14 protein-coding genes are annotated in these 17,748 nt (G+C 71.5%); 12 read left to right on the top strand and 2 right to left on the bottom strand.

The window, feature by feature from the left end:
- The first annotated feature begins 200 nt into the window (after positions 1 to 200).
- The 3 genes from WMF11_RS46250 (at position 201) to WMF11_RS46240 (ending at position 2,548) form a co-directional block, all read left to right on the top strand.
- On the top strand, positions 201 to 506 hold the full coding sequence (locus WMF11_RS46250) for a hypothetical protein (protein ID WP_437547171.1): 306 nt from the start codon (positions 201 to 203) through the stop codon (positions 504 to 506).
- Between the two features lie 88 nt (positions 507 to 594).
- Entirely contained in the window at positions 595 to 1,776 is a 1,182-nt protein-coding gene (locus WMF11_RS46245) for a radical SAM protein (RefSeq protein WP_437975279.1), read from the top strand.
- 295 nt (positions 1,777 to 2,071) lie between these two features.
- Positions 2,072 to 2,548, top strand: a complete 477-nt coding sequence (locus WMF11_RS46240) for a glutathione peroxidase (RefSeq protein WP_437905447.1) — start codon at positions 2,072 to 2,074, stop codon at positions 2,546 to 2,548.
- Between the two features lie 40 nt (positions 2,549 to 2,588).
- Here WMF11_RS46240 and WMF11_RS46235 read toward each other — a convergent pair whose 3' ends face one another.
- The gene (locus WMF11_RS46235) at positions 2,589 to 3,542 is read right to left on the bottom strand and encodes a hypothetical protein (protein ID WP_437975278.1); all 954 of its coding nucleotides are present in this window, start codon (positions 3,540 to 3,542) and stop codon (positions 2,589 to 2,591) included.
- A 544-nt stretch (positions 3,543 to 4,086) separates the two neighbouring features.
- Between WMF11_RS46235 and WMF11_RS46230 the strand changes: the two genes are divergently transcribed.
- Both WMF11_RS46230 and WMF11_RS46225 read left to right on the top strand, forming a co-directional pair.
- Entirely contained in the window at positions 4,087 to 4,908 is an 822-nt protein-coding gene (locus WMF11_RS46230) for an aldo/keto reductase (RefSeq protein ID WP_437975277.1), read from the top strand.
- A 160-nt stretch (positions 4,909 to 5,068) separates the two neighbouring features.
- On the top strand, positions 5,069 to 6,004 hold the full coding sequence (locus WMF11_RS46225) for a formylglycine-generating enzyme family protein (RefSeq protein ID WP_437905445.1): 936 nt from the start codon (positions 5,069 to 5,071) through the stop codon (positions 6,002 to 6,004).
- A 1,136-nt stretch (positions 6,005 to 7,140) separates the two neighbouring features.
- On the opposite strand, the gene WMF11_RS46220 is transcribed toward WMF11_RS46225, so the two are convergent.
- The gene (locus WMF11_RS46220) at positions 7,141 to 9,270 is read right to left on the bottom strand and encodes a kelch repeat-containing protein (RefSeq protein ID WP_437975276.1); all 2,130 of its coding nucleotides are present in this window, start codon (positions 9,268 to 9,270) and stop codon (positions 7,141 to 7,143) included.
- Between the two features lie 496 nt (positions 9,271 to 9,766).
- Between WMF11_RS46220 and WMF11_RS46215 the strand changes: the two genes are divergently transcribed.
- The 7 genes from WMF11_RS46215 to WMF11_RS46185 all read left to right on the top strand — a co-directional run bounded on the left by WMF11_RS46215 (position 9,767) and on the right by WMF11_RS46185 (position 17,686).
- Positions 9,767 to 10,264 (top strand): DUF2505 domain-containing protein, encoded by a 498-nt coding sequence (locus WMF11_RS46215; protein WP_272095963.1) that lies wholly within the window; start codon positions 9,767 to 9,769, stop codon positions 10,262 to 10,264.
- Positions 10,261 to 12,969, top strand: coding sequence for a signal peptide peptidase SppA (sppA, locus tag WMF11_RS46210; RefSeq protein ID WP_437975275.1), 2,709 nt, complete (start codon positions 10,261 to 10,263; stop codon positions 12,967 to 12,969). The genes WMF11_RS46215 and sppA overlap by 4 nt, the downstream gene beginning before the upstream one ends.
- Positions 12,970 to 12,973: 4 nt before the next feature.
- The gene (locus tag WMF11_RS46205; protein ID WP_437975274.1) at positions 12,974 to 13,972 is read left to right on the top strand and encodes an ABC transporter ATP-binding protein; all 999 of its coding nucleotides are present in this window, start codon (positions 12,974 to 12,976) and stop codon (positions 13,970 to 13,972) included.
- A 30-nt stretch (positions 13,973 to 14,002) separates the two neighbouring features.
- Positions 14,003 to 14,656, top strand: coding sequence for a hypothetical protein (locus tag WMF11_RS46200; RefSeq protein WP_437296130.1), 654 nt, complete (start codon positions 14,003 to 14,005; stop codon positions 14,654 to 14,656).
- Positions 14,649 to 15,812 carry a glutamate 5-kinase gene (gene proB, locus WMF11_RS46195; protein ID WP_437547147.1) on the top strand — a complete coding sequence of 388 codons (1,164 nt, stop codon included), beginning with the start codon at positions 14,649 to 14,651 and terminating at the stop codon, positions 15,810 to 15,812. Before WMF11_RS46200 ends, proB begins: the two co-directional genes overlap by 8 nt.
- A gap of 196 nt (positions 15,813 to 16,008) precedes the next feature.
- Positions 16,009 to 16,545: a hypothetical protein gene (locus WMF11_RS46190; protein ID WP_437547145.1), complete on the top strand. Its 537-nt coding sequence runs from the start codon at positions 16,009 to 16,011 to the stop codon at positions 16,543 to 16,545.
- Between the two features lie 259 nt (positions 16,546 to 16,804).
- Positions 16,805 to 17,686 (top strand): trypsin-like serine peptidase, encoded by an 882-nt coding sequence (locus WMF11_RS46185; protein ID WP_437905437.1) that lies wholly within the window; start codon positions 16,805 to 16,807, stop codon positions 17,684 to 17,686.
- The last annotated feature ends 62 nt before the right edge of the window (positions 17,687 to 17,748 follow it).

Raw genomic sequence — 17,748 nt, 5'->3', positions numbered from 1 at the left:
GAAGCTAGCGGGTGCCCGGCAGCCCAGCGTGACAGGCGGCGCGGCGCGCTCCGGCATCGAACGTCGCGGCGGACCGCTGGGCGAGGACAGTCGGCACGGACTTTGATCGGGTCCTCCACGCGGCCTGCCACGCCGCGAGCACACCTCCACGGCGTTCGCGCGATTCGCGTGAACGCGAAGTAAAGCCAATGACGAGAATCATGAAACACGACACGCACCGCTACCTTCCGCGCTTGACCGCGGCGTCAGTCGCCGTGTCGAGCGTCATGGCCGTGCCTCCGGCGAGCGTCAGCGCTGACGAACCCGTCCATGTCTCCTCCGCTGCAGCAGGCCGGATCGCAGACATGGCGGATGCGCCGACATCCGAGCTGCCCTCGTGGCTGACGCCTGGAGAGTGCGCATTCGGGGAATGCGCAAAGCCAGCGGGCAAGCTCACGAGCGATCGGCAGGAGAGCGCCTTCGACGGCTCCTTCGCCGCCCTGCTCGCACGACTGGAGAAGAGCTGAATCTGGAGCCCGCCGACACAAGGGAATTCGGTTTGTGCCGGGGCGTGAAGGCGGTTCACCTCGAGCCCTCGGAGCACGTCGCGCCATCATGGAACGCCCGCCCGATCGCTTCGTCCAGTTCGTCGTGAAGACCTCCAAGCTCTGCAACCTGCGGTGCAGGTACTGCTACGAGATGGAGGAGCTCGGGAACAAGGAGTCGATGCGCCTCGAGCAACTGCGACAGGTTTACCGCCACATCCGCGATTACTACACGACGATCGATGGGCGAGATGGGACACGCACGGACGTCCGGTTCATCTGGCATGGCGGAGAGCCGCTGCTGATCGATCCGGCCTTCTACTGGAGCACGCTCTCTGATCAGGAGGCCGTGCTCGGCGATGTGCTGGGCAGGACGAACATCGTCCAGACCAACCTCACGGTGCTCGACGACGCGCGGCTTCGCCTCCTGCGAGACGGCTTCGACAGCGTAGGCGTCTCCATCGACGTGTTCGGGGGGCTTCGCGTGAACATCGCTGGCCGCGATCAGCAGGACCGCGTCCTGGAGCACATGGACGTACTCCGCCGTGAGAGGATCGCGTTCAGCTGCATCACGGTGCTCTCGAGGCGCAACGTGAAGCATGTAGACAAGATCTGCCGCTTCTTCGAGCAATCCCGTATTCCCTTTCGGCTACTCCCGCTGTTCGACGGCGCCACTGCAGAGCAGAATGCCAGCTTCGACCTCGACGCCGGTGACATCCTGGCAGCCCTCTGCGCTGTCGCAGACCGCTGGCTGCAGAGCGACGGACACCTCCAGGTGGAGCCTGTGGACGAGGCCATCCGGGTGGTTGTCGACCACCTCGCTGGCGCACCGCCGAGGTACTTCGACAAGCGCGCCTGGACTCCCACGATCCTGGTGAATACGGATGGGGAGTGTTACAGCCTCGGCGACCCCTATGGGGATCCCGCCTTCAGCCTCGGCAACCTCTTCACGACCCCGCTCACGGCCATCATGGCCGGGGAGCGCATGGAGCGATCCTGCCGCGCCGCCGAGGAGCGGATGGATCTCAATTGCTCCCGGTGCAAGTACTTCGGAAGCTGCAGCGGGTATCCGATCGCCGAGGATCGCTCCAGCGGTCGCGAGATCCGTCAGGATGGCATCCAGGTCTGTGTCGTGGTGCGCGGGCTCCACGAGCACATCGAGCGGCGACTCCGGGAGGCCGCGATGGTCGGCGCGCACGGTCGGCTGCATCTCCCCGTTCAGACGGCGGCGACTGGTCTCGCCGCCGTCTGAACGGGGAGATGCAGCCGCTTTCGCGAAGGAGGAGCTCGCCCCACACCAGCCCCACCCGAGGTCCCCGTGACGGACGTCGTGATCGTCCGCGTCGCCTCGACGCGGAGCGCGTTCCTGCTCGACGCGGCCCGGACGGGCGTCTATCCCTACCGCCATGGAACGCTCGCCGCGCGTGCTCCGGTGTGGACTCGCCCTGATCAGCTCGCTCGCCCTCGCCTGTGTGTCGGGTTGTGGGAGGGATGCCGAGCGCACCTCGCCGGAGCACACGCCCGGCGCTGCTCAGGAAGGAAAGGCCATGTCGCTCTACGACTTCACCATGAAGACCATCGACGGACAGGACCGCTCCCTCGGTGACTACCGAGGCAAGGTGCTGCTCGTGGTGAACACCGCATCGGAGTGCGGCTATACGCCGCAGTACGCGGGGCTCGAGGAGCTCCATGACCGGCTCAAGGATCGCGGCTTCGCCGTCCTCGGCTTCCCGTCGAACGATTTCGGCGCGCAGGAGCCGGGGACCGACGCCGAGATCGCCGCCTTCTGCTCCACGAAGTTCGGCGTCAGCTTTCCGATGTTCTCGAAGATCCCGGTCAAGGGGGGCGGCAAGCACCCCCTCTATGCCTTCCTCACGCAAGCCGCGCCTGCCGGTGAGGTGAAGTGGAACTTCACCAAGTTCCTGATCGGCAAGGACGGGTCGGTGATCGCGCGGTTCGAGTCGTCCGTGGCGCCGGACGACCCGAAGCTCACGCAGGCGATCGACAAGGCGCTCGGCGGCTGAGCAAGGCGGCGCCCGAGCCACCGGTCAGGCGAGGCGGCCGTCAATTGCAGTCGAGGCACCTCCACTCGACCTGTCCAGACGCCGAGACCCCGAACCGCTGAGCGGTGTATTTCTCGATATCGATCAGGTACCCCGACGGCTGCGCGTTCCGCGTGCAGCACCCGCTGCAATCGGAGTCGGAGCACATGTCGTACACCTTGACGTCGATCTCCTTGCCATTCTTTCGAAGGCGCAGGGTCTTGAGCTTGTACCTCTCGAAATCCTTCGAGTGCACCGCGGCGATGTTGTTCTCTTTGACCCAGCTCTCCGGCTGCTTTCCGTCGAGCGCCGCGAACTGACCGGCCCACGTGCACCCGTTGTACTCGATGCACTCCTCGCTGCCGGGGTCGGGGTAAGACTCGAACTCCGTCAGGCTGGCCGTCTGCCACACAACGCCCGAGCCCCCGCTGCCGCCGCCACCCGTGGTGCCGCCGCCGCCCGTCGCGCTGCCGCCGCCCGTGCCCGTCGTGCTGCCGCCGCCCGTCGTGCTGCCGCCGCTGGAGCAGCTGGTGTCGCGGAGCTCGACTCGGGACGGGGTGAACGAGGACACCGAGTCGGTGGAAAAATTGAGCGTGAATGACCCGCCGCGGGCGATGGACACGTTCGATGTCCTCGAATAGGTGCATCGGGAGCCGGCTTGTGTGTGGGTCCAGCCCGGCTCGTGATGATCGCACGTGACACCGCCCGGCACGTCGAAGGCGACAGTCGGCCTCTTCAGCGCGCTCGCGCCCGTGTTCTTGATCTTGATCGTCCCCCAGTACTCCGGGGCTCCTTCGTACGCGTTCGTCGTGACCGCATACGAACAGGCTGCAAGATTCTGGTCCTGCTCGCCCATGTCTTCGGCCGTGGGGCCCGTGTCGGCCGAGCACGCTGCGAAGCAGAAGGCTGCTCCCGCAGACGCGGACGCGAACGCAAGCTGAGCTGCCCGCAGACCTCGGATTCGATTGATGCGCATACGGCGATCCTTTCCTGCGTGCATCGGCGACAGGCCATGATGTAATGACATGTCCTCCCCTTCAGCGCCGGACACGTGAGATGGGTAGCACTGCCGCGCTGGGCTGTCGAGACGAGGAGGCCGGGATTTGCAGCCAGGCGCCGCGTGAGCCTTGGATACCCCGCGGATGTGACATTCGCTCGTCATCCTCGTCGCGTCGTCACGTGAAGGGGATCAACCCACGTGCTCTGCCATGCAGCCTGCGACGGTTGCATCGGATCGCTCAACAGATCTGCCGGTGTTTATTTTATGTGGCCTCGCTGCACTCGCATCGTCCACCCATCGCCGGTTCGCCCCCACCTCCCGGGACACGCTGTGCATTCAGGGCTGAAGGCGCAGCCTTGCGGTGACGGGAAGTGATCCGACGGATAGAGGCCGTCGCACAGTCGCCACGGAGTTTTCCTGCTCTTGCCGCCGACATTCACCGTCAGTAACGTCTCGACTTCGCCAGCACACTCTCGCGCTCGGCCATGCCGAGCGACGAACGAAACCAGGGGGCCCGGCAATGATCGAATCACCACGCCTGCAGATGATCGATGGTCGCCACATTCCGCAGCTCGGGCTCGGGGTGTATCAATCGGCGCCCGGCGGAGAGACCGAGGGCGCCGTCCTCGAAGCGCTGCGCCTCGGCTATCGCCACGTCGACACCGCCCAGTACTATGGCAACGAGGCGGACGTCGGCAGCGCGTTGCGCAAGAGCGGCCTCGGGCGCGACGCGGCGTTCATCACGACGAAGATCGCGAATTTCAACCAGGGGCGTGACACGACGCTGCGCTCGCTCGAGCGGTCACTCGAGGAAGCCGCGCTCGACGCCTACGATCTCGTGTTGATTCACTTTCCCGTGACCGGCAAGCGCAGCGACACCTGGCGCGCGCTCGTCGACGCGCAGAAGCAAGGCCTCGCGAAATCGATCGGCGTCAGCAACTACACCGTGCGGCACCTCGAGGAGCTCCTCGGCGAGAGCGCGGTGGTGCCGGCGATCAACCAGGTCGAGCTCAGCCCGTTCCTCGGGCAGGCCGAGCTGCGCGCGTTCTGCGCGAAGCACCGGATCCTCGTGCAGGCGTACAGCCCGCTCACGCAGGGCGTGAAGCTCGGGCACAAAGACATCGTCTCCGCGGCGACAAAGGCCGGGCGCACACCAGCGCAAGTGATGCTGCGCTGGGCCGTGCAGCACGGCTTGATCGTTCTGCCGAAGTCGGTCACGCCAGCGCGTATCGCCGAGAACGGCGCGATCTTCGACTTCGCGCTCGACACCGACACGATGCGCACGCTCGACGGGCTCGATGTCGGCTTCCGCGTGAGCTGGGACCCGACGGACGTCCCCTGATCCACACCGTCAGCGCCTGCTCACGAGTACGCGAAGGTGTAGCCAGGCTTGGACCGATTGTGGCGGAGGATCAGGGCCTCCAGGCACTCGCCGTCTCCCGTGTTCGCATCCGGCGCATGAAGATCGCCTGGGAGTGAGTCGACGTGGTAGCATTGACGGCATGATGAGTGTGCGTCGGTGCTGGGTCGCGACTTTCGCATTCTTGTTGGGCTGCGCGGGAAAGGGCGCGACCAACGCCCAGCAGGCTCCGCCACCCTCACCCGTCGCGGCGGCATCGGCAACGTCAGCCGCGCCGCCCGGAGCGAGTACAACTTCAGGTCCCCACACCCCCGGACCCAAGCTGATTCCGATCCCCGGCGGGAGCCTCGAGATGGGTTCGAATGATCCGAAGAGCGACTCCAACCAGCGCCCGGCGCACCGCGTCGAGGTGAGCCCTTTCGAGATGGACGTGACCGAAGTCACGGTCGCTGACTTTCGCGCGTGCGCCGAGGCAGGCGCGTGCAAAGCCACCTCGACCATCGAAACGTTGGGAGGCCTCTCCGTCGATGCGCGCAGGGCATACGAGCCCTCGTGCAACGCTGGTCAGGCTGGGCGGGACATCCACCCGATGAACTGCGTCGACTGGACTCAAGCGAGCGCCTACTGCAGGTGGGCGGGCAAGCGTTTGCCCACGGAAGAGGAGTGGGAATTTGCCGCGCGTGGTACCGAGGGACGCCTGTATCCCTGGGGCGACGCCGCGCCGGACGAGGCGCTGGTCAATGCCTGCGACCCCTCGTGTGTGAACCTCATGGTGTCGCGCGGCCAGGCCTGGCGCAGCGAATTCACGAGGGACGATGGTTTCCCGGAAACTGCGCCCGTCGGCTCTTTCCCTGCCGGCCGGAGCCCCTTCGGCCTCTTTGACATGGCGGGCAACGTGAGCGAGTGGACTTCGAGCGAGTACTGCTCCTACATGGACGGAAGGTGCAGCGCTGAACGCAGGGCGATCCGCGGGCATAGCTGGTTGGACGACTACCCACGGTGGTTTAGCGGCACGGCTCGGACAGCGGCGGTGCCCTCGTTTCGTCACAGCAATCTGGGCTTCCGCTGCGCGCGTTGAACCAGCGAATCAAGCCGCCGAGGGCGCCTCGCCACCCTGCAGGCCGTGACGCTGGGTGGCCGCGCCGCATGGCGATGAACCTGATCGGTCCACCGGCCGTGGGGGTGGGGTATTCCCGGCCAGGAGTCCAGGCAGATTTGGAGGGAGCCGGCGGGCGGATCGTGGATGGCCTCGACCCCGTGGACCAATCCGGCGCGCTGCCGTGGGTCGAAGCCGATGATGACGTTCGCATTCTTCACGCGCGCCGCTCTATTTGTCGTCGCGTCCTCAATTCTGACAGCGTGCGCCGCCGCGTCGCCACCGGAGCCGGAGCCACCGGGCTATCCGTACTGCACGGCTCAGGAGCACGAGGCCGCCGTTTGTGACCAGCTTCGTCGCGCCGTCCTGATCGAACCGGACGGGACGCGCATCCCGCTCGACGTCCCGGAATGCTCCGGGGGAGAGCCGATCGTCCGCGTGATCTTGGAGCGGCGTGATACCGGCGCGTTTCTGTATCGTGGGGCGATGGCGTTTTCGCTCGCCGAGCCGCGCGCGCCGATGACCCCGCGGGGGATCGAGCCGGAGATCCGCGAGTGGCCCTGCGCGGACGATTCCTGTCGGAGCATGCGGGAGATCGCCCCGGGGACGCGCCTTGCAATGCCGATCATGCAGCAATGCCCCGACGCTCCCCGGACGGAGACCGCCGAGGTGGTGTTGCCCCTTCCGCCGGCGACGGCGGCGAGCTGCACCGATGGGCGATGGCCGCGGTGGTGTGTGGATCCGGGCGATGGCACGGATCGAACTTGGATCATCGAGTATGGGTGGAGGATGGGCATCCCCCGAGAGGCCGTCGTCGAGGTGCGCGAGGGAATCGTCTCAGTTCGGAGCATGGGCAAAGCGCGACGTGTTCTGCCGAAAGAAGAGGTCGACGAGCTGATGTCGAGCCTGGAGAAGCTCTGGCAAGGGTCCCTCGAGAGCCACCAGGGTTGTCGTGACGGGACCGTCACGCTCGTCCATGCGCGGAGGTCGGGGGCGTGGAAGAGCATCGTTCGCAGCGGTTGTAGCGGCGTTCCTGGGCTCGCGGGACCGTTGTGGCGCCGGCGAAGGCCCGAGCGTTGAGCCCAGGAGGAGGGGAGCAAGCCCCTGGTGGAGAGCTTCTATGCGGCGTCGCAAGGGGGCGGCGCTCGGCGGGCCCGCCTGCGGCGCGCGCCGAGGAGCAGCGCGAGCCCGGCGGCGGCAAGCTGCCAGTCGGAGCCCGAGCCCGCCGCGCTGCAGCCGCTGCTGGAAGGCGGGGTCGGGCCGGGACTCACGTCGCTCGCGCCGGCGCTCCCCGCGCTGGTGACAGCTCCGCCGTTGCCGGTTCCGGCGCCCGCCTCGCCAGCATCAGCGCCTCCTGCACCAGCGTTAGCGCCACCATTGCCAGCGGCAGCGCCTCCTGCGCCGGGGCCGCCATTGCCGGTGTCTCCAGCGCCAGCGCCTCCTGCTCCAGCACCAGCGCCGCCGTCGCCAGCGCCTCCCTCGCCAGCGCCGGCGCCGCCATTGCCAGCACCAGCGCCGCCGTCGCTAGCGCCTCCTGCTCCAGCGCCACCACCTCCTGCGCCGGAAACTCCTGCACCAGCGCCAGCGCCGCTGTTGCCGGCGCCAGCGCCTCCTCCAGCGACGGCGCTCCCCTCTCCGTCGCCAGCGCCTCCCGCGCCAGCACCGCCGTTGCCGGCGCCAGCGCCTCCTGTTCCGCCGCCGGCACCCCCCTCTCCAGCGCCACACTCCGCGCTGCTCGACGGAGATCCGGCGCACACCCCGGCGTCGCAGGAATCGTCCAGCGTGCACGCGTCGCCGTCGTCACACGGGACGCCGTGGGCAGGCGTGCACACCCCGTCCACCGTGCCGCCCGCCGCGATGGAGCAGGCGCTGCACTCACCATCGCTGCACGCCGACGCGCAGCACACGCCGTCCACGCAGATCCCGCTCGCGCATTGCGTGGCGGTCGAGCAGGGCACGCCGTTCATCAAGGGGTCACTGGCATACACGACGGCGCTGTCTGTGTTGAGGCCCTCGCGCGTCGACCAGAACCACGTGTACCCACCCGCAACGAGGACTCCGCCGTCATCGAGCGACGTGGCGGAGTGATAGCCTCGCGCAGCCGCGATGTTGCCGCCGGGCGACCACGCGTTGGTGACCGGGTCGTAGAGCTGGACTCGATCGTAGGTGTCGTGGGCGTGCTCCAGATAGATCGAACTGCATATGGTCCCTCCCCAGGGGTACGCATAGTAGATCGCCTCGATGCCTCCGCTGATCATGACCTGGCCGTCGGGGAGCCGCGCGGCCGCCTCGCCGAGCACGCCGAGCCCGGCCACGTAGGTCCAGTCATCCCACGAGCCCGTCGCGGGCGTGTCGCCCCACTTGCCCGGCGCCGCGGTCCACGCATCCGCAGCAGGATCGTAGACCTCGGCGGCGCCGGCGAGGCCCGTGACGAGCACGCGTCCGTCGAGGAGCAGCGTCGCCGTCAACCAGCGCATGGGGTCGAGCGGCGCCGCAGCCAACCAGGTCGCCGTCACCGGGTCGAAGATCTCGACGGCGCCCGCGGCCGGCCCGGACGTGCCGCCCGTGACGAGCACGCGTCCATCGAGCAGCCGGGTGGCCTGGTGACCGGCGCGGACACCCAGCATGGGGGGTCCTGAGGTCCACGTGTCGGTCGCCGGATCGTAGATCTCGGTGCTCTCCGTCGCCGTGGACCCGGCCCGTCCGCCGGCGAGGAGGACCCGCCCGTCGTCGAGCAGCGTGGCCGTGTGGCTCACCCTCGACATCGACGGCGGCGAGGCCGGAAGCCATGCATCGAGCGCGGGAGCGTAGATCTCGACGCCCGGGCCCCCCGCCTCTCCGCCGATGACAAGCACCCTCCCGTCCGCGAGGCGTGTCGCGGTGTGACCGCCGCGCACAGCAGCCATCGACGCGGCCGCCAGGAACGCGCCCGTCGCGGGATCGTAGATCTCCGCGCTGCCAAGCGGCATCGTCGAGTACTTCGGATCGCAAATGATCCCCTCGTCCAGGCCCAGGAACCCCCCCGCGATGAGGACCCTGCCGTCGTCCAGCAAGGTCGCGGTGTGCTCGGCGCGCGGCGTGGTCATCCTGCCGGTCGCCACCCACAGCGGGTCCACGAGCACGGCCTCGGCGGCGAGCACCGGCCCGGCCTGCTCCGGGAAGAGGGCGCGCAGCTCGACCTCGGCGGGGTCGAGCTCGTCCTGCATGTCGCTCGCGCAGCCGGCGGAAAACACGGCGGCGAACGCCATGAGGCAGAGCCGGAGCGCGGTCGAGAGCCCCGCGCCGCGGCGGCGAGCCGGCGTGACGCACGGCCGCCGCAGCGCGCGCGCCTCGGGCTCGCGGGAGCGGGGCGGGCGCGGCGCACCGCCAGGTGACGGGCCGCCAGTGGCAGATGCAGACGGTCGCACGGCGGGCGTGGCGTCATCGCAGCGATGCATACGGCGGCTTCGATGCGCCCGCTCGCCCGGCATTCACGCCGGACACGGGCTCGACGCCACGGCACGCTCCACGCGCGCGCCGGCCACGCGCTCGATCGTGGCGCGGCCCCACGCGCGCTCGGCCGCTACACGCCGTGCTTGAGGCCGGCCCGCAGGTCGGCGTTGGTCACGATGGCGCTGAGGTCGAGTCCTGGCGCCAAGCGGCGACTGAGCCGCCATCGCGCCGGGCGCCCCACACCCTTGTGCCCTCATCCGCCCGCTTCCGACCTGCCCGCGACCGGCCTCCGCCGCGTGATAGAAGGGCCGCGTGCACTTCACCATCTCGCACGAGCTCGACGCGCCGCTCGACGCCGTGGAGCTCGCCGTGCTCTCGCCGGACCTCGGGCCTCGGCTCGCCACGCGGGTCGCCTCCCTCGAGAGCGTCGTGACCGTCGAGCACGCGCTGCGCGACGGGGAGCTGCTCCGCGTCCTGCGCTTCCAGGCGAGCGCGCCGCTGCCGATCTTCCGGAGCTACCCCGTGGCGAAGGACGCCATGTCCTGGGAGGAGCGCTCGACGTACCGCCTCTCGGACCACGCCTCCACGTGGCAGGTCAGCCCGAAGGAGCAGTGGCGCAGCTACTTCCGCTCCGCGGGGACGTACCGGCTCGAGCGCCTGCCTCAGGGCCGCACCCGCCGCCGGGTCGATGGCGACATCCAGATCCGGCTGAACCTGCTCGGCCCGCTCGTCGAGCGCCTCGCCCTCGCCGAGGTCCAGCGGACGTACGACGCGGAAGCAGATACGCTCAGGGAGCTCATCCGCGCATGAACAACCTACCCCGCCCCCAACGCCCCGCCCGCTCCCCGCGCCCCGCCCGGCTGGGGCGGCTCGCCAGCATCACGCACCCCGCCAGCGCCGCTCGCCCGGCCAGCGCCGCTCGCCCCGCCAGCGTCGCCGCCGCGCTGCTCGGCCTGTGCGCGGGCCTCTGCGCGCTCGCCGGCGCGACCGCCGCGCACGCCGCGCCGGGCGACGGCCCCTCGCAGCCGCTCCCCGATCCCGGCAAGCCCGTCGCCAGCAGCGACGACACCTCGGCCATCGCGGTGAACCCCGCGAACCTCTCCTTCCTCCCGGGCACCGAGCTCCGGTGGACCTGGGTCCACACCGGCTCCGCCTCGCCGCTGCCCGCGCGTGGCCACTCGATCGCGCTCGGCGTGCCGCTCTGGTACGTGTCGACCGGCCTGCGGTTCGACTTCATCGACCCGCCCGACGCCGCGCCGGCGCCCTTCGACAGCCCGTCGCGCTGGGTCCGCTGGGGGCTCGCCCTCGACACAGGCCCCACCTTCGCCTTCGGCACAACGCTCGGCTGGGGCAGCTCCGACGCGCCGGCGCTCGACGGGTACTTCTCGCTCACGAGCGGCGTCACCCTCCGGCCCTCCACCTGGCTCTCGCTCTCGGCCGTCGCGCGCGACTGGAACCGCCCCGAGAACCGCCTCCGCGAGGCCATCGAGCGCAGCTACGACTTCGGCGTCGCCGTGCGGCCCGCGGGCGGCAGGCGCGCGCTCGAGATCGGGCTCGAGACCTCCTACGTCGAGAACAGCGACCCCGACGAGAGCGGCACCTGGACGCCCCGGGCGACCCTCGGCCTGCGCGTGCCCTACGTGGGCACGCTCCGGGGCGACGTGGCGCTGCGCGACCTCACGGCCGACGGCGGCCCGAAGATCGCCGCCATGGCGGGCCTCGACGTCAACGTCGACGAGCTGCAGGTCTCCGCCGGCGGCGTCTTCGGCAACGCCATCACGAAGAGCGGCTCCGGCTTCTACGCCGGCGTCGCGCTCCGCAGCTTCTCCGAGCCGGGCGTCCAGCTGCCGGCCCGCGTCGTCCGCGTGCGCCTCGACTCGACCCCGGGCGTGCGCAGGCACACGCGGCTCCTCCAGCAGCTCTGGCGCCTCGCCGAGGACCCGGAGGTCTCCGGCGTCGCGCTCGTGCTCCGCGCGGAGCCCGCCAGCTCGCTCGCCCACGCCGAGGAGGTCTCCGACGCGATCCGCAACCTGAGGAGCCACGGCAAGAAGGTCCTCTGCCACCTCGAGGACGCCGGCGGGCGCTCGCTCCACGTGTGCTCGAGCGCCGACGCCATCGCCATGAACCCCGCGGGCGGGCTGCGCTTCGCCGGCATGTCGTCGAGCTACTTCTACTTCGGCGGCCTCCTGAAGAAGCTCGGCGTGCAGGCCGACATCGTCCGCATCGGCGCGCACAAGCTCGCCGCCGAGCAGTTCGCGCGCGAGACCAGCACCCAGGTCGGCAAGGACGACCACCAGGCGCTGCTCGATCAGCTGAGCGGCGCCTTCCTCGCCGAGGTGAGCGCCGGGCGCCGCATCCCCGTCGAGGAGCTCAAGCGGCGGATCGCGCGCGGGCCGTTCCTCGCCCAGGAGGCGCGGCAGAGCGGCCTCGTCGACCAGCTCGCCTACGACGACGAGCTCGGCCGCGTCGTCGACGAGGTGATGGGGCGCGCCTCCCGCGTCGTCGACGACGACCCGGGCGACGAGGCGCCCGAGCGCTGGGGCCGCTCGCCCAAGGTCGCGCTCGTCTACCTCGACGGCGACATGATCGACGGCGAGAGCCGCTCGATCCCGTTCGTCGGCGTCAAGCTCGCCGGCTCGTACACCGTCGCGGGCGCGCTGCGGCGCGCGCGGGAAGACCGCAGCGTCCGCGCCGTCGTGCTCCGGGTCGAGACAGGCGGCGGCTCGACGCTCGCGGCGGACGTCATCCTGCGCGAGGCGATCCTCACCGCGCGCGTGAAGCCGCTCATCGTCTCGATGGGCTCGTCGGCCGCGAGCGGCGGCTATTATGCGTCCGTCGCCGGCGCCCCGATCTTCGCGAGCCGCTCCTCGATCACCGGATCCATCGGCGTCTTCTACGGGAAGGCCGACGTCACGGGGCTCCTGCAGAAGCTCGGCGTGAGCATCGAGACGTTCCGCTCGTCGCCCCGCGCCGACGCCGAGTCGCTCTACAGGCCGTACACCGACGACGAGCGCGAGCAGCTCGGCGTCAAGGTGAAGCAGTTCTACGATCGGTTCGTCGCCCGCATCGTCGAGAACCGCCACATGAAGGCCGAGGAGGTCGACGCGCTCGGGCGCGGGCAGGTGTGGACCGGCGCCCAGGCCCTCGACCGCCGGCTCATCGATCGCCTCGGCGGGCTCCGGCAGGCGATCGATGAGGCGCGCCGGCTGGGCCAGCTGCCCGACGACGCGCCCATCCAGTCGCTCCCCGAGGAGGACACGTCGCTCCTCGGCTACGCCCTCAGCCTGGTCGGCTTCTCGGCGCAGGCCCAGGGCGAGCTGGCGAGGGCGACCATCCCGCCCGTGATGCTCGACGCCGCGCGCGCCCTCTCGCCGTTCCTCGTGTTCGGCGCGGACAGGCCGCTCGCGCGCAGCGAGTTCGCCGGCGAGATCTCGTTCGGCGTCCCGACGACGGCCCGCGAGCACGAGCCCGGAGGATCCGCGCCGCCCGCGTCGCCTGCGTCGAAGGAGCGCTGAGCCCATGGAGCAGCTCGAGCCCGCGTCGCCCACGACCGCCGAGCCCGCGGAGCAGGCCGAGCCCGCCGCGCCGCCGCTGCTCCACGCCCGCGCGGCGCGCATCGCCGTGGACGACGTCGTCGCCATCGACGCGCTCACCGCGGCGACGCGCGGCGAGCGCGTGCTCTGCGCCGGCGACGCGGGCGCGCTCTTCGCGGCGCTCACGGGCGTCCCGTTCTCGTCCCTCCGGAGGCCGGCGCAGGCCGGCGCGGCGGACGACGCGCGCGGCGGGGCGCCCGGGGAGGCGCGCGTCGTCGCCGGGCGCCTCGAGGTCGCCGGCCGCGACGTGGCGCGCTCCGCGCACCGCGCGGCGAGCGGGGCGGCGCCGCTCGATCCGCCGCTGCCGCTCGCGTGGACCGCGGACGCCTACGTCGGCTGGGGCGCGCGCCTCGCGGGGGCCTCGCCGCGCGCGGCGGCCGAGATGGTGGCCCCCGCCCTGGCCCGGGTCGGCCTCGCGGCCTCGCGGAAGCGCGCGCTGAGCGTGCTCGCGCTGCCCGAGCGCCGCGCGCTCGTCCTCGCCCAGGCCATCGTGACCGCGCCCGACGTGCTGATCGCCGAGGATCCGCTCGTCGGCCTCGACGGCGCCGGGGCCGCCTTCGTCCTGGCCGCGCTCGCGGGCGCCACCGAGGGCCGCGGCGCGCTGCTCACGGCCGCGCGGCTCGACGTCGAGGGCCCGCGGGGCGCCCTGGTCCGCGGCGCCACCGACGTCCTCGTGCTCGCGGGCGGCGAGCTCGCCTTCTCGGGCACGTTCGCGGAGATCTCCGCCGGGAGCCGCCTCTACGCCCTCACCGTCCGCACCAACGCGGAGCTCCTCCGCGAGGAGCTCGCCGCCCGGGGGATCGCGCTGCGGGGCGGGCCGGTGCGCTTCGCCGCCGCGCTGCCCGAGGGCGCGACCACCCGCGACGTCGTCCTCGCCGCGACGCGCTGCCGCGCCGCGATCGTCGAGCTCACCCCCCTCTTCTGACCTGCCGCCCGCCGTAGTACCGTGGGCGCGATGTCATCCGAACCCGCCGCGAACAAGCCGACCGCCGCTCAGGTCACCCCGGGCGGCCCGCCTCCCGGAGGTCGACTCGCCGTGCTCACCGCCTTCGCGGTGGGCGCCTCGTGGATCCCGGTCCCGGTGCTCCCCGCGCGGATGCTGCTGCGCATCCGCGGGGCCATCGTGCAGGACACGGTCGCCCGCCACGGCCTCAGCCTCACCACCGACGCGCGCGCGCTCCTCGTCGAGCCCGGCTCGGAGCAGACCACGCTCCGCAAGGCCGCGCAGCTCGTCACGAAGGAGGTCCTCCGGCGGCTCAACCCGGCCCTGGCCCTCGCGGCGGCCGCGCGCGGCCTGGAGGTCTACGCCCTCGGCCACCTCCTCGACCGCTACATCACGCGCTTCCGCCGGAGCACCGCCGTGCGCGTCCACGCCGAGGAGGCGCGCTGGGTCCGCGACGCCGTCGATCGCGCCGTGCGCCGCGCGCTGTCCCCCTCCCTCCAGGCGAGCTTCACCGTCCTGCCGAGCGGCACCGAGGACCTGCGCGACGAGTTCACGCGCTGGATCGACGCCTTCCTGCTCGCGGGCGCCTCCGTCCCGGAGTACATCGAGCGCCGCCTCGACGCGGCGTTCGACGAGATCGCCGCCGCCGGCATCCCCCATGACTGACACCGAGGACCGCACCGCCACGAAGGGCGGCGCCGCGGGCCGCGCCGCGGCCGACGCCGCGCCGGAGCTCGATCCGCAGGCCGCGCGCGCCGCGCTCCGGCGCTGCCGCCGCATCATCGTCAAGATCGGCTCGAAGAGCCTCTCCGGCGACGCCTGGGACCGGCTCGCCGCCGAGGTGGCCGCGCTCCGCGGCCGCTCCGGCCGGAGCCTCGTCATCGTGTCGAGCGGCGCCATCGCGCTCGGCGTGGCGAAGCTCGGGCTGAAGTCGCGCCCGAAGGACATGGCCTGGCTCCAGGCCGCCGCCGCCGCCGGCCAGAGCGTGCTGATGCAGCGCTACGAGGAGGCCTTCGGCAAGGTCGGCCTGCTCGTCGCGCAGGTGCTCCTCACGCACGCCGACCTCGCGGACCGCACCCGCACCAACAACGCAAGGAACGCGCTGGCCGCGCTGCTCGAGGCGGGCGCCATCCCGATCATCAACGAGAACGACGCCGTCGCGGTCGAGGAGATCAAGTTCGGCGACAACGACCAGCTCGCGGCGATGGTGACCCCGCTCTGCGAGGCCGATCTCCTCATCCTGCTCTCGGACGTCGAGGGCCTGCTCGACGCCGACGGGCGCCGGGTGCCGTTCGTGCGCAGCGTCGCCCGCGAGGCGCGGCACCTCGCGGGCGCGTCGACCTCCGGCGTCGGCACCGGCGGCATGGCCAGCAAGGTGGAGGCCGCGCGGCGCGCGACGCTCGCGGGCTCGCACGTGGTCATCGGCGCCGCCCGCGAGGCGGGCATCATCACGCGCATCGTCTCGGGCGAGGACGTCGGCACCCTCTTCGCGGCCGTCCCGCAGCGGCTCAGCGCGCGCAAGCACTGGATCGCGTACACGCTGCGCCCGCGCGGCGCCATCCTCGTCGACCGGGGCGCCGCCGAGGCGATCGGCTCGAAGAACCGGAGCATCCTCGCCGTCGGCGTCCTCGGCGTACGCGGCACCTTCCTCCCCGGCGACGCCGTGGCCGTCGTCGACCCGGACGGCGCCGAGATCGCGCGCGGACTCGCGCGGATGTCCGCGAGCGACGCCGCGCGCACCGCGCGGAAGAAGCGCGAGGAGGCCGGCGATGACGACGTCGTCGTCCACCGCGACGACCTGGTGGTGCTCCCGAGCGAGTAGCCCGCGGCCCCGGCCGCCTTGTAGGTGCGCCAGCCACCCGGCCAACCCCTGATTGCGCGCCGCTCGCGCTTCGCGGGAACCTTCGCGCCGCCCCGCTGTCGCTTGGGTTTACCGCATGTTGACCGCACGCGACTGTCCGTCACCGCCGGCCGCCGCCGACGGCCGGGGGTCCCTGCCGGTTCCTGGAGGTCGGGTGATGCGCTTCGGGTTGTTCGTCGCGAACGGCTTGGTTCTCGCGGGGGTCGTCTGGACGATCGGGCTCGGGCCGAGCGTGCGGGCGTCGCAGCTGCTGCCGCCGCGCGCCGCGGCGGGGGCCGACGAGCTCGCGGCGCTCGAGGCCCGCTACGCCGAGGGCAGGACGCCGGCCAGCGTCACCGCGCTCGCCGCGGCCTACCTGGAGCGCGATCAGCCCGGGCTCGCCTCCTCGGCCCTCGACGCGGCGCCCGGCGAGGTGCGCGCGCTCCCGGAGGCGGCGCTCCTCTCGGCGCGGGCGCTTCTCCGCCGAGGCCGCGTCCAGGACGCCCTCGCCGCGTCCGAGCAGGCGTCGGCGGCCTGCGCGGCCGGCGCCTGCCCCGCGTGGCTCGCGGCGAAGTCCGAGCACCAGCGCGCCTTCCTCGAGCAGCTCGTCGCCGCGGGCGTCGAGGATCCGCAGGTCGACGCGGCCGCCGCCCGCGCCGCGCTCGACGCCTACTCGCGCAACGCGAGCCAGGTGCGCCTCGTCGCGCTGCGCTAGCGCAGCGCGGGGAACATCGACGCACGCGCGAGCGTAAGCGCAGGCGTAAATGTACAGAGCAGCTACAAATGCGACGGCTAAACGGCTAGACGCGCAACGTGCTCTGCGATCGTCGAGGCCGTATCCAAGCTTGGAAACCCTGTCGTTGTCGAATGACGGTCACCGCCTTATGCCGTAGTCTTTGGCTTTGCTCGGCGCGTTCGTACCGGGGGCGCTGTCCGAGAGAACAACCGGTTGCGCTTGGGAGGGTCTCCCTCAGGTGGAACAGCCGCAAGCTCGCACGCTGGGCGCCCTGGCGACCGCATGGACAGGGTTGTACCGACGCGGCGCCGCCGTTGCGGCCGCGCTCGCCCTCACCGTCGCCGCGGGCTGTGCGCGGCCGATCACCAACGCGGGGCTGCCGATCCCCGCGGCGAAGCCGGGCATGGAGCAGCGCCCGTTCGAGCTGCGGCCGCCGTTCGAGCTGGCGACGAACGAGGACGCGATCGTCCGGATCGTCACCGACGTGACGTGCACGGGGACGCTCATCACCGAGGACCTGGTGCTCACCGCGCACCACTGCGTCGCGGCGCGGGACGACAACGGCAGGACGCTGCGCCGCGATCAGGATCCCGAGGCGATCTCGATCGAGCTCGGGGGCGACCACCTGCCGTGGGGCGACGTGAAGGTCCGCGCGGTGGTGTCGCCGGACTGCGGGTACACGTCGGGCGAGGGCGACATCGCCATCCTCGTGCTGTCGCGGCGCCTCATCGGGATCCCGACCCTCCCGCCGCGGATCGAGGCCGAGCCGGCCTCGAAGGAGCAGGTGACGCCCTACGGCTTCGGCCGCTGCGCGCTCTCGCGCGATCCGATCCACCTCGCGCCGCGGCTGGGCGGCACGATCGACGCCGTGAGCCCGGGGCACTTCGTCGCGACCGCCTCGATCTGCCCCGGCGACTCGGGGGGGCCGGCGCGCAGCGATCGGGGGGGCGACGTCGTCGGCGTGATCTCGTCGAGCGTGATGGACGGCGACGAGCGCACGACCGGGACCTCGTATTTCAGCCGCCTCGACGTGTGGCCCGAGCTCTTCTCCGCCGCCCGCGAGATCGCGGCGGGCGCGAGCCCGAGCGAGCTGCCGCCGTACCGGGGGTGCCTGCGTTGACGGCGCGGCGGCGCCTTCGAGCTTCGCTTGCCCGCCGCCTGCGACCGGAGCTGCGCTAGGCT

Origin of the sequence: Sorangium sp. So ce295 (genome assembly GCF_051527405.1) — a bacterium.
Taxonomy (GTDB): Bacteria; Myxococcota_A; Polyangia; order Polyangiales; family Polyangiaceae; genus Sorangium; species Sorangium cellulosum_B.
Note: the sequence above shows the minus strand (reverse complement) of the source record. Positions and strands in the feature narration are given on the sequence as shown.